General features: G+C 40.0%; 13 protein-coding genes. 3 read left to right on the top strand and 10 right to left on the bottom strand.

Going from position 1 to position 12716, the window contains the following annotated elements; all coding sequences use genetic code 11:
- Positions 1-23: 23 nt before the first annotated feature.
- Both HRJ06_RS11650 and HRJ06_RS11645 read left to right on the top strand, forming a co-directional pair.
- Entirely contained in the window at positions 24-752 is a 729-nt protein-coding gene (locus HRJ06_RS11650) for an urease accessory protein UreH domain-containing protein (protein WP_174733094.1), read from the top strand.
- A 524-nt stretch (positions 753-1276) separates the two neighbouring features.
- Positions 1277-1855 carry a biotin transporter BioY gene (locus HRJ06_RS11645; protein WP_174733093.1) on the top strand — a complete coding sequence of 193 codons (579 nt, stop codon included), beginning with the start codon at positions 1277-1279 and terminating at the stop codon, positions 1853-1855.
- Between the two features lie 81 nt (positions 1856-1936).
- On the opposite strand, the gene HRJ06_RS11640 is transcribed toward HRJ06_RS11645, so the two are convergent.
- From HRJ06_RS11640 to HRJ06_RS11605, 8 genes are all read right to left on the bottom strand, one after another.
- Positions 1937-2266, bottom strand: a complete 330-nt coding sequence (locus HRJ06_RS11640; RefSeq protein WP_174733092.1) for a hypothetical protein — start codon at positions 2264-2266, stop codon at positions 1937-1939.
- 334 nt (positions 2267-2600) lie between these two features.
- The gene (locus tag HRJ06_RS11635; protein ID WP_174733091.1) at positions 2601-3170 is read right to left on the bottom strand and encodes a GNAT family N-acetyltransferase; all 570 of its coding nucleotides are present in this window, start codon (positions 3168-3170) and stop codon (positions 2601-2603) included.
- Positions 3171-3253: 83 nt separating this feature from the next.
- On the bottom strand, positions 3254-3457 hold the full coding sequence (locus HRJ06_RS11630; protein ID WP_174733090.1) for a DUF6501 family protein: 204 nt from the start codon (positions 3455-3457) through the stop codon (positions 3254-3256).
- 473 nt (positions 3458-3930) lie between these two features.
- Complete coding sequence (locus HRJ06_RS11625; RefSeq protein ID WP_174733089.1) at positions 3931-4599, bottom strand: SOS response-associated peptidase; 669 nt, start codon at positions 4597-4599, stop codon at positions 3931-3933.
- 96 nt (positions 4600-4695) lie between these two features.
- Positions 4696-4962: a hypothetical protein gene (locus HRJ06_RS11620; protein ID WP_174733088.1), complete on the bottom strand. Its 267-nt coding sequence runs from the start codon at positions 4960-4962 to the stop codon at positions 4696-4698.
- A 221-nt stretch (positions 4963-5183) separates the two neighbouring features.
- Entirely contained in the window at positions 5184-6050 is an 867-nt protein-coding gene (locus HRJ06_RS23585) for a gamma-glutamylcyclotransferase (protein ID WP_174733087.1), read from the bottom strand.
- A 373-nt stretch (positions 6051-6423) separates the two neighbouring features.
- Entirely contained in the window at positions 6424-6819 is a 396-nt protein-coding gene (locus HRJ06_RS11610; protein ID WP_174733086.1) for a secondary thiamine-phosphate synthase enzyme YjbQ, read from the bottom strand.
- 15 nt (positions 6820-6834) lie between these two features.
- Entirely contained in the window at positions 6835-7617 is a 783-nt protein-coding gene (locus HRJ06_RS11605) for a VOC family protein (protein WP_174733085.1), read from the bottom strand.
- A gap of 219 nt (positions 7618-7836) precedes the next feature.
- Here HRJ06_RS11605 and sda point away from each other — a divergent pair, with 219 nt between their 5' ends.
- Positions 7837-7971 (top strand): sporulation histidine kinase inhibitor Sda, encoded by a 135-nt coding sequence (gene sda / locus HRJ06_RS11600; protein WP_174733084.1) that lies wholly within the window; start codon positions 7837-7839, stop codon positions 7969-7971.
- 266 nt (positions 7972-8237) lie between these two features.
- Here sda and odhB read toward each other — a convergent pair whose 3' ends face one another.
- Positions 8238-9518: a 2-oxoglutarate dehydrogenase complex dihydrolipoyllysine-residue succinyltransferase gene (gene odhB / locus HRJ06_RS11595; RefSeq protein WP_174733155.1), complete on the bottom strand. Its 1281-nt coding sequence runs from the start codon at positions 9516-9518 to the stop codon at positions 8238-8240.
- A 14-nt stretch (positions 9519-9532) separates the two neighbouring features.
- Positions 9533-12358 (bottom strand): 2-oxoglutarate dehydrogenase E1 component, encoded by a 2826-nt coding sequence (gene sucA / locus HRJ06_RS11590; RefSeq protein ID WP_174733083.1) that lies wholly within the window; start codon positions 12356-12358, stop codon positions 9533-9535.
- Between the last annotated feature and the right edge of the window lie 358 nt (positions 12359-12716).

Below are 12716 nucleotides of genomic sequence, written 5' to 3'. Positions count from 1 at the left end.
ATTTAGGAGAGTTGGGGGGATTTATGTATCAACTGTTGAACGAACTTAGCCAATTTCTTAGCCGCCCCTTTTTTTCAATCATTTATGAGATAAAGGAACTGCCTCTGCTCGCCAGTTTTGTTCTAGGCTTAATTGGGGCACTAGCTCCTTGCCAGCTGACTGGAAATATAGGGGCCATTACCTATTATGGGAACAAAAGTTTGCAGGCTTCAAACCAATGGATACATGTCGGTTTTTTCATTCTTGGTAAAATTGCCGTTTTTTCTGCTCTAGGCTTAGCAGTTTGGTCACTTGGTCAAAGCTTTCAGCAAGTTTTGCCAGAATACTTTTCTGGGTTCAGAAAAGTTATCGGTCCCATGTTCATCTTAATTGGGGCAGTTCTGCTGGGATTCTTGAAGTTAAATTGGATTAATTCTGTCAGCGCTTTACTTCCTCAAGTAAGCAAAGAAGGAAAATTAGGTTCATTTCTGATGGGAGTCAGCTTTTCAATAGCGTTTTGTCCAACCATGTTCTCGCTTTTTTTCTTAACTTTGATGCCTATTGTGCTCAGCTCATCATATGGAGCCATCCTCCCTACCATTTTCGCAGTCGGGACCTCAATACCAGTTATTTTGTTAATTGGAGTAATCTGGTTTATCGGCCTTGATGGGTCGTTAATGAAAAAAAGCAAGGAAATTGGCAGTGTTATCCAAAAAACCGCAGGTATCATTCTTATTCTGATTGGTATTTTTGATATAATTACCTATTGGTGAACCAGTTTCGACCGTCTAACAGGGCGGTCTTTTTTATTGGCTCTGTTAACTTGGCTGTTGATTTACATTCAAGGCGCTCACTATCCAGGGGCTGTCGGGAAAGGTATATTCCCTATCGTGAAAAAACTACCTCCTCGGCGCTGAAGCACCTGTGGAGTCTTCCCTGTACCGCTGCTTCCACTGGAATCGATCGCCACCATCCCAATATACACAGCTAAAAATCAACAGTGTTCTTTAACAGAGCCTTTTTATTAAAGAGCCTGTCTAGCTCGTACTTCGCCGCAAAGTCTTAAGTCCGTTTTGATACAAAACGCAGGCTCATTCTCAACAGACGATGGCGGTTTTTTCAAAGAGTACCAAGCGTTTGTTACATTCAACAACATCGTTAACACGCTTTTATTATGTTCTCAGAAAACATTGTTAACTAACTAAGAATTTTTGTTGACAAAAATTCCTGTTAATATTAAAGTTGTATATATGTCAACTTAATTACATAATTAGTTAACAAAGGAGAGAAACGATTAATGAATAAAGAACAGCTTAAGTTAAGAATGATGATCGTTACGGCACTTTTCGCAGCTATTATCGGGGTATTAGCTCAAATTACAATTCCTTTGCCGCTAGTGCCAATAACAGGACAGACATTAGCCATCGGCCTGGCAGCTACCATCCTTGGTGCACGTTATGGAACGCTCTCAGTACTGCTTTACCTTGCAATTGGGGCAGCAGGTGTTCCTGTCTTTGCAGAAATGAAGGCAGGCGTATCGATTCTTTTCGGACCGACTGGGGGATATCTGGTGGGCTTTATTCCATCCGCGTTCTTCATCGGCTGGCTTATGGAAAAAACAGCCTTTACTTTTAAAATTGCGATGGCTGCCAATACTGTTGGCATGTTCATAACCCTCGCCTTCGGAACAGCCTGGTTAAAATTAGCGGCAGATCTTTCATGGACTGCTGCCATGGCAGGCGGTTTTTACCCCTTTATCATTGTCGGTCTTCTTAAGGCAGCGATTGCATCATATGTAGGAGTTCTGGTACGTCAGCGCTTAATTTCCGCAAATTTATTAGTTTCGGTAAAACCGCAAATAACGAAATCGGCATAAAAACTTAAAGGGCCTGTGGAGAGAAATCCTTCGGCCCTTTTTTAGTAGATCAGATTAGTTTTAAAAAGATAATTATCTGCACTAGACTTGTTGACCATTGAGCCTTAGGGATGCTCTATATTCTGGTTCGCAATTTATGCAAATAACTGTACCCTCATACTCATCCTTATTCACATCTGCTTCGTTGTACATTATCCCGCAAAGTGTACAAGCCACCATTTCGTCTCCTACTTGAACAGCCTGTGTTATTGAATCGTTTACCTTTAATTCTCCTACCCAAGTTCCGCCCACATTTTTGAGTTCGTTTTCCAAATAGTCCTTTGCTGCCTCCTCCGTTTCCCAAACTCCAAGATCCCACAGCATCTCTGTTGCACTACCTGCGTTAATCATTAAACCGTATACAGTTTTCATAGTTGTTCCCCTTTCTGGTGGAGGTTTCTCCTTTTGCGCAGTGTTATAACAAGTAAACGCTAGTTATTTGTTTTGCTGCCACATGGAGAAATTACTCCCGGATATGTTGTTTTATTCCTCAAAGAAGTCCAAAGCATTTGGTCTATACTTAGCCGCTTTCTGTCTTTTTAAAACCTTGCCAATACTACTAAGATACAATCAAGCTGTCTCAAAAAGGTTTATTGTATTCTTTAAAATTCTTTTCAACACAATAAAAACAAGAAAATAATTTAATTCTGATCTCAAATTAACTAAAAATGCCCGCATAATATTTTAGTGCGGGCTTTTAAACAGTTTAAGTGTTTAGTTTCTTTAAAAGATTTTGTTTAACAGCAGGCCACTCCTCATCTAAAACACTATAAAGGACTGTGTTTCTGACGTAGCCATCAGAAAGGACTCTGTCTTTCCTCATTACCCCTTCCCTTAAAGCGCCAAGCCTTTCAATTGCCTGTTGGGATCTAGTATTTCGAAGATCTGTTTTTAGTTGAATACGCCTAATTCCCATGCTCTCAAAAGCAAGCTCAAATAGTAAATATTTGCATTCAGTGTTCACCTTTGTCCTCCACACTGCCGGGTTATACCAGGTCCAACCGATCTCCAAGCTTTTATTTGTCAGGGAAATATCAATGAACCTGGTGCTTCCAATAACTTCTTTTGTATCTTTATGTATAACGGTAAACGGCATCTGCAGGCCCTTGTCAGCTTCTAGTATAGCTGTATGCATACTAACTGCCAATTCATCCTTAGAGCCTATCTTAGTAGCCATAAAAGTCCATATCGCACTGCTGTTAGCAGCATTCCATAAATCTTCTAAGTGGTCCATATTCATTGGTATTAAAATTACACTTTTTCCTTCAAGCCGCATGATTTTCTCTCCCCCTGTCTTACAATTAAACCTATAATAAACTAAAAACAGGCTGCCTTTGACTCTGACAGCCTGTTTCCTGTTTATGTCTCCTGAAAATATTCCTTGTAGTACCCGCCTACTTTGCCCGTATTATCAATAATAAAATAAAATTCCTCAGTTTCATTTTTCACATCGTAAGTAGTACCAGCTGTCAACGCACGGTTGACCACATATTTTTTTGCATCGGTATGGACACACTTCACTTTCTTAATTACGTTGCTGTCCTGCCATGTTTGATGGATCATCCGAGCCACTCCTTCTTTCTCATTCCATATTAGTATAAAGAAAATTGGTACTAGTTTTCAACTATTATAAAGAGTGACTACTAAAATTTTGTAATAGGACTATACAAAAGTAAACTCCTGTCGAAAATGAATATCATTTATTTTGGATTTATCAAAAGAAAACATTTCACCTGTAACAGGATTCTTTAATGTTACATAACAAATATCACAAATAGTATCCATCCTGACAAATTGTAAAAAGGTAAAGTTTCGTTTCTCATAAATAATCTCATAAAGGCCATTATCTCTAAATGTATTCATCTTATCCCTCTTTCCCAGATGTTTTTCTAGACGATGGCTCTGTTTATTTACCACGAGATATGCTCGGTTAAAACATCGCCCAATCTCAACTTCGGAAAAAAGGGAATAATGGCCTATGAAAAGGATAAACACAGGTGATATTTCAAAAATTCAGTGATTGCTACGAATCTTTCCTATTTACTGTTTAAGGGTTCAATCAGCTGGATTCCCTCATTTTTTGCACTGTTTAATTCTGAAGATACCTCAAATAACTCCATCTGCACAGATGAATAGGGACATAGTAAAGATTTTAGCTGTTCTGGATCTTCTATAGATTTGCTGAGCCACACCTGCTGTGCTTCTTTTGTAAGGACAACAGGCATCCGATCATGTACTTCTTTGGTTACAGCATTGGCTTCCGTTGTGATAATTGTACAAGTGAAAATGTTAGATCCGTTTTTGTTCCACCGCTCCCAAAGTCCAGCCATTGCGAATGGTTTACGGTCCTTCATAACAAATCTGTATGGTTTTTTCAGTTTTCCTTCTCGTTTCCATTCATAAAATCCATCAGATAAAATGATACAGCGCTTTTGTTTAAACGAATTTTTGAAGCTTATTTTTTCACTCAGCGTTTCGGCTCTTGCGTTTATCATCTTATATCCTATTGCTTCATCCTGAGCCCATGCTGGGATGAAGCCCCAGCGAAGGTAAGCGCCTCCTCTTCCTGTTCCTTTTGGAAGAACAGCAAGTATGTCCTGGCCAGGAGCAATATTATATCTGGGGGCGAATTCCTTTGAAAACTCAAAGTCAAATTTTTCCTGCAAGGTTTCAATAGGTTCAAACAAAGAAAATCTTCCACACATTAAGTTACCTCCTATCAAACATTCCATCTTCCCGCATCTTAAGTCTATCGTTTTTTCATAAAATAAAAAACCAGAAAGCTTACTTTAGCTCCTGGCTTAATCAACATTATTAAGTTTTTTTCCAAAACGATTTCGTACAAATAAGTTAATAGCTAAAAGAACGGGAATTGCAGATGCGACAGAAAAGCCAAGCGCGTATATTGGCAGGCTGTCTCTTAAAACAGGGCCGCCAATTTTGATGCCTATGAATTTAACCCCGATCCCGCCGTTTTCTATTTGGCCGGCAATAGACCAAAGCTCAATTCCCTTGCTAAGAAAAAGGATGCTTATCGCAGTCAGAATTATGATAAAAAACCACCGCATGCCGGACTACCCCCAAAATACTGAAAGTCACTTTAGACTTGTGAATATAGTTTATTATATTTATTCTTTAAGCAAAATCATATAGTTGTAACAAAATGTACAAATTAATTCCAAATTTTTTGTGACAATTATTTAAATAACAACCTTTATATATATATATCTGCTGCAGTTTTTTCTGTTTGCTTAAACAAGGCCATATCAAAAGAGAAGAGCATTAACCATCAATCGAAAGAAATTTTAATACCAAATCCTTCGATTGATTTCTCCAGCTTACTATAATACTCCTCACTTAGCCTTCCTCTCGCCCCGCGCAGGATTTCTGCTGCATAATGATTTGGAGGAGCAAGCTCTCCTCTCTTATTGTAAACATGGAAGGTAAGGACATTGGTCAAACGCTTTTTTTCTACAACGACATCAACAAAGGTAGGTCTGTACCATCCTCCTAAGAAACCCTCTCTTTCAAATAAATATTCAACCCCTTCGTAAGGAATTTCATATACAATCCCTTCAGTACCTCCTCCATCTTCAATGATATCTGCCCGCCCCCCGTCACTCCTTGCAAACAAATATTTCATTGAATATCCGTTAAGGAAACCGGGTTTGACGTTTGTTTTAAAAAGATGGTCGACTCCTGCTTTTACGAACCTCTCAGTATCCATACATGAGCCATAGGCAAAGTAAAGAACTTTTTCTGGCCTTTCTTCCATCAAATGGTACAGCTTCCAATCACCATGTAAGATTGGTTCACCCAAAAGCTCGTTCCGATCTGTTACATATACCTCGGCTTCCATTTCACCGCTATCCGTATAAATAGTTTGTAAGACACGTTCGTACAAATTCGAGTTACGATTCGGAATGTAATCTTCCAGTTCATCGAGCAAACCTAAGTTTTGCTTATCAACTTCAAAAACTTCCCCATAGGTTTTATGATGCAGGGAGGCTTTCATAGCCGGATAGCCCAATCCTGTATCATACAATTCACCATAAATCCAAGCTTGCTCTGCAAGACACTTAGTGTTTTCCAAGAGGGAATGGTTCTTTTCATGCTTTCTTAAGGTTCCATAGACAAAGATTCGATGTTTTTCCACTTATGATCCTCCTTGCACATATAAAATGGCTAGTTTTTTTGTCCATATTAATCTTACAAGAATATAAAGAAAAGGCGAGCTTTGGCATCGCCTTTTCTTTGTTCTGTCATAGCAAGTTCACTAAAAATTAGCTTTTTACTTTTTCTGGTATTATAGTAGCCGATTTAGAATTTTTGTTAGATTCTTTCTGCGCGAGTGTATAAAGTGTTTCAATAATATAAGTTTCTTCATACATAGGTATCAATCCCCTTCCGTTTCCTTATCCTTATTCTAAAACGGATTATGACTTGTTACATTGGCTATTTGGCTGAACTTATCTAAGACTTTAGCAGGTAAAGGAAGGGGGGTACTATGTTGCCTATGACAATACGAATCAGATTATTTTCACATAAAAAGTTCTGTTCCTGGGGCCATCAAATTCACAAAAATAGACTCCTTGCCATGTTCCAAGCAAAGGTGTGCCTTCGTGAATGATAACTTTGGCTGAAGAGCCAACTGTACTGGCTTTCATATGTGCAGCGGTATTCCCTTCTCCATGAAGATCTTTGGGATCTTCCCATGGATACAATTCGTCTAACCGGCGAAGCATGTCTGCTTTTACATCGGGATCAGCATTTTCATTTATGGTAATTCCAGCAGTTGTGTGCGGACAATATACCAATGCGATTCCACTCTCAACACCGGCTTCTAAAACTGTAACTTTTATTTTATCTGTAATTTCGAAGAACTGGTCTCTTGAATCCGTTGTTATCGTCCATTTTTTTATCATGTTAAACCCCTTTCTTTATTTATATTTTCCTCCAAATAGGCTGAATCCTCCATTTTCAAGAGGCGGGTCAAAGCTGATACTGATTGGGCCTTCTCCTCTGCTGTCCAAATTTTCATGCAGGCTGCTTTGTCTTGAGATTGGACTTGCAAAAACAAGCTCACAACCTCCAGCCTCTACCGCAGCTGTAGCTGCACCAGACTCTGGGATTTCGAAGGAATATGAGAGCGGCACACCAAATAGCCTTCCCCAGCTTAAAGCCGTTTTTTCTGCATCCCGAACCGCAAACCATACAGACTGAATGACCCTGTCTCTTTGTCTTCCCATTTCCTCGTCAATTAGATTTGCTGATCGTACTGGTTTCTCCCATTCTATAAAAAAAGGAAACGGAACGGTACCTTCAGAGTCTATAAAAAGCATTTTCCATCGGAGAACCTCTCCATTTTTGGCTTCCCTGCTCCCAGTATAAATCCCATTGACTTTCAGTCCGGATGCTTGAACTGCAGCTTTTAATTTTTCAATATCTATTGTACGAAAACAGAGTTGAAAAGGCCCTTCAGCATTTTGTTTAACAAGCTGATTAATTAATGGATTGCTAGAACTTCTAGCAACCGTTCGATTTTCGACCGCCAGAAATTCCACATAGGAGTTTCCCACGTCAAATAAGCTATTTGCAGTCCCCCACTCCTTATGCTGGCCTCCAAAAACTGTAGTAAAACCCAAATCGGTCACTTTTTTAACAGCTTCCATTGGATTACGATCTATAAAATGGACAATATGGTCCATTCGAATGTTTAGCATCTAGTTTCCCCCCTCGTTAAAAACATCTATTATCTATGGTTTACCCAATTTCAAAACATATCCATCATCAATTAAGACTCAAAAATAGACTCGTACTAAAGTCCCTTTTTTCAAAAAATTGCTGTTTAGGGGTTCTCAAATAGCTCTAGAAACTTTATAATGTATGGAAACATAGAAAATTGAATATTCAATCATCCATTCTACCGAGGAGGAATGCAAATGAAAATTATGAGTAATGAACAGTTGGTGTTCTCGTATCGTGATGCATTAAAGTCGGAACAAGATAAGGAATGGATAAAAATACTTAAGGATGAAATTCATCGCCGTGGCTTAAGGCCCTTTAAGAACCGCTAAACCAATAACTAATAATTTTCAAACCGCCATTGATATGGCGGTTTTTTTCGTGCTTCCTCTAACCTGCATACTTCCTTTTCCGCAACAGAAAGCACAGTTAAACTTGGCAGTTGACTTCCACAACAGTGGCTCGAATTCTCCAGCAAGTCTGGGTGGCATCCTCGAATTAATCCATACACAAACACATTCTCTATAATGCAAAAAAACAGAGAGCTGTTTCCTCTCTGTTTTAAGCCAGGAAAAGCACTTCCTGTTCTGCTTTAAATTTATCCTTGAAGTAAAAGGGATTCTGGATCTTCGATTAAATCTTTGATTGTCTTTAAGAATGTTACTGCTTCTTTGCCATCGACAATTCTATGGTCATATGAAAGAGCAATATACATCATTGGACGGTTTTCCATTCTTTCTTTATCGATTGCTACAGGCCTTAGCTGAATGGTGTGCATCCCTAGTATGCCCACCTGAGGGCCGTTTAAGATTGGCGTTGACATTAATGAGCCAAATACGCCGCCATTTGTTATAGTAAATGTCCCGCCTTGCAAGTCATTTAGGGCTAGTTTGTTGGTTTTGGCTTTTTCGGCGAGACCATTAATATCTCTTTCTATTTCAGCGAAATTTTTTCGATCCGCATCGCGAACAACCGGAACAACAAGTCCTTCAGCAGCTGAGACGGCAATACCGATATCATAAAACTTCTTAAGGACAATCTCACCGTCTTGAATTTCTGCGTTTAGGAAAGGGTTCTTCTTAAGGGCAGCAACTGCAGCCTTAGTAAAGAAAGACATAAACCCAAGTCTTACATCATTATCTTCATAGAATTTATCCTTCCATTTCTTTCTCAAGTCCATAACAGCGCTCATATCAACCTCGTTAAAGGTTGTAAGCATCGCAGCATTCTGTTGAACTTCAACCAAACGATTCGCAATTGTTTGACGGCGGCGTGACATTTTAATCCTTTCGACAGGCTTCCCCGACTCACTTACTTGGCTTTGCTTACCTGCAGGTGTTTCCGGTGTCTTTTGGCTTGAGCTCGCAGATTTTTCAGGTTGGTTTTCCTGTTGTTTTTCAGGATTGTACGTAGAAACATCCTGTTTGCGAAGCCGTCCAAGCGGATCTGGAGTTGGAACAGAGCTTAAATCAATCCCTTTTTCTCTAGCGAGTTTACGGGCCGCAGGTGAAGCGATAATCCGTCCGTTGTCTCCGCCTTTTTCACTTGCACTCTTCGTCTCGGTTTGAGGGCTAGCCATTTCCTTTTGTGTTTGCTCAGAATCAGCTTGTGTAGACCCGGCAGTTTCAGATGCTTGACCTCCACCCTGATCTCCAACAGTAGCGATCGTCTCTCCAACCTTCACAATATCGCCTTCCTGGGCCAATAGATCAGTTAAAACACCTTCATGTTCTGAGATGATTTCTACATTTACTTTATCAGTTTCCAGTTCGACTATGAATTCACCCTTTTGAACATGATCACCCGGTTTTTTGAGCCACTGGGCTATTGTTCCTTCTGTTATAGTCTCTGCCAGCTCTGGCACTTTAATTTCCGCCACCATAAATCCTCCTCTTAATGCTTTGTTAATGCTTCATTAATAATTCTAGACTGGTCATGTTTATGGACGTTTGGATCTCCTTCAGCAGGGCTAGAGCGTCTGCGTCTGCCAATATACGAAACATACAATCCATCCGGAGTCGCTTCATTTATACGCGGTTCAACAAATGTCCAGGCTCCCATATTTTTAGGCTCTTCTTGAACCCATACAATTTCTTTCAAGTTAGGGTATTGATTCAGTTTTTCTTTTAGCTGCTTCAATGGGAACGGATAAATTTCTTCTATTCTTAGAATATGAAGCCAATCGTGCTTTGCTGTGTCTACAGCCTCATCCAAATCAACAGCCATTTTCCCAGTACAAAGAACCACTCGCTCAATCTTTTCAGTCTCTTTACCCAAGCCTGGCTGCTCAATAATCGAATTAAAACGGCCTTCACTAAACTCAGCTGCTTCAGAAGCCACACTCGGATTTCTTAGCAGGCTTTTAGGAGTCATTAAGACTAGTGGTCTTACTTCATCTCGTTTTAAAATAGCAGCCTGCCTGCGCAGTATGTGAAAATACTGAGCGGCCGTGGACAAATTAGCTACCGTCCAGTTATTTTCTGCCGCAAGTGTAAGGAACCTTTCCACTCTGCCGCTAGAATGCTCAGGTCCTTGGCCTTCATAGGCGTGAGGCAGCAGCATAACTAACCCGGATTTCTGACCCCATTTTGCTCTTCCAGCTGCGATAAATTGGTCAAAAATGACTTGAGCTGCATTAGCAAAGTCACCATATTGCGCTTCCCACAGAACAAGCGTTTCAGGAGAAAACACATTGTATCCATATTCAAATCCAAGCACAGACCCTTCCGATAATGGACTGTTATGCACAGCGAAGGATGACTTGGCAGATGGGAATGTGTGAAGTGGTGAAAAACTCCTGCCTGTTTCGCTATCGTGAAGTACAAGATTCCGTTGAGCAAAGGTGCCTCGCTCTGAGTCCTGTCCGCTTAGCCTCAATGGAGTTCCATCCGAAATAATGGTTGCAAAAGCAAGGGCTTCGGCTAACGCCCAATCAACTTTCCCTCCATCGGACAATGAACTTTCTCTTCTCTTTAGGATCCGCTCCAACTTCCCAAAAACCTTGAAATTGTCTGGCCATTGTAAAAGCTCGGTATTGATGCCTTTAAGCTTCTCAAGAGAAACGGCTGTATCAAGGACTGGAAATCCTTTCTCAATCACTTCAGGAGGATCAGTTTCTCTCAATTCCTGATTCTTCTTGGATGGCACTTTCTCATGTGCTGCTTGGAGACGGCCTCCCACCTCGTTAGTAATTTCAGAAATGTCCTGCTCTGACAATACCCCTGTTGCTTCAAGCTTTTCACCGTATAGTGTTTTTACAGTAGGATGGTTGTGAACAAGGCGATACATCAATGGATTAGTTGTCATTGGTTCGTCCATTTCGTTATGGCCAAAGCGGCGATAACCAATCAAATCTATCAGAAAATCTTTTTGAAACTTGGCACGGTACTCGGCTGCCAAACGGGCGGCGGATACACAGGCCTCAGGATCATCTGCATTTACATGTAAAATTGGTATTTCATAACCTTTTGCCAAATCACTTGAGTACCTTGTGGACCGAGAGTCGATCGGATCTGTTGTGAACCCAATTGTGTTATTCGCAATAATATGGATTGTTCCGCCTGTTCTATAACCTTCAAGCTTGCTTAAGTTTAAGGTTTCCGCAACAATGCCTTGTCCGGGAAAGGCGGCATCTCCGTGAATCAGAATCGCTAGAGCTCGTGATGGGTCATATTTAGGAAAGCCAGGTTCTGTCCTGTCATCCTGGACAGCACGTGTGAATCCTTCAACTACTGCCCCTACAAATTCCAAATGGCTTGGATTGTTTGCTAATGTTAAGCGGGCATTTGCAGTGCTGTCAGACTTAATTTGCTTATCAAGTCCAAGATGATATTTCACGTCACCTGTCCATCCGAAACTAATGCCTATAGACCCTTCTGATGGAACCAATTCTTTATTTGGTGCGTGCTGAAACTCAGCAAAAATCATTTCGTAAGGCTTTCCTAGGACGTGAGCAAGCACATTCAGGCGGCCACGATGTGCCATCCCAATATTTATAGTTTTAGCCCCATCCTGAACAGCGTCCGAAATCATTTCATCTAAAAGAGGGACCATGGTATCAAGACCCTCAATCGAGAACCTCTTTTGTCCAACAAACGTACGATGCAGAAATTTCTCAAATTCAGCAACTTCTGTCAATCTCTTAAGCAGAGAAGTCCGCTTTTCTTTATTCAATGAGGGGATAAGGCTACCTGATTCTACCTTTTGATTAAGCCATGCATGTTCTTCCATGTTATGAACATGCTGGAATTCGAAAGCGATCGTATCAGTGTACACCTTTTTCAAATGCTGCACAGCGTCCCAGCCATTTTCTACTCCTTCTGGTGCATCACTGCACAAGAGTTTAGCGGGAAGTTTTTGAAGATCTTGAACTGAAAGCTTATAATATTCAGGTTCAAGGAACTCTAGATCTTTTTTGTTTTTCTCTAAAGGATGGATATTTGCTGCAAGATGCCCGCTAGATCGAATGTTTTCTGCAAACCTTAATGCGGCTGCTACAATTTCAGCATCAGCAAATGATTTTCCAGAAGGAGAAGCTGCTTCCACAGTTTCGGCCTTAGGCACATCAATAGAAAACTCATTTTCCTCAAAAAACAGTCTCAGTTCTTCATCTACCGACTGAGGATTCTCTAAAAACTTTTCATACTGTTCCTCAACATACCCAAGGTTTGGCCCTAGAAACTGTGGCCATTTGGCTTGAGTTGCATTAGGTTTCTTCATTTCGAAATTCCCCCACTGCGTTATAGTTAAATAGTCGTGTATCATCTTTACATTTTTACCCCATTAGTTTGAACGCTAACTTGAATTTGATGAATAATATTATTATTCAGATGATAAACCGTTTACAATATTATTTTAACATTGTAAACGCCTTTCTACAAAGAATTTCACTTTCAATAAGTTGATAATAGTGTAAAAGAGTTAATTAAGTAATTAAGTTAATTTAGCAAGGTTTGTTTACCTTCGGTAAAAGCTGGCTGGTATTCTGTTTTGATTTAATTATCGGAAAGCTATACAACTATTTCGAATTTCCTAATTTTATTTTATATAGTAAAGACTTTATTTTAAAAAAATATTT

It is taken from the genome of Mesobacillus harenae (assembly GCF_013343715.1).
Taxonomy (GTDB): Bacteria; Bacillota; Bacilli; order Bacillales; family Cytobacillaceae; genus Mesobacillus_A; species Mesobacillus_A harenae.
Note: the sequence above shows the minus strand (reverse complement) of the source record. Positions and strands in the feature narration are given on the sequence as shown.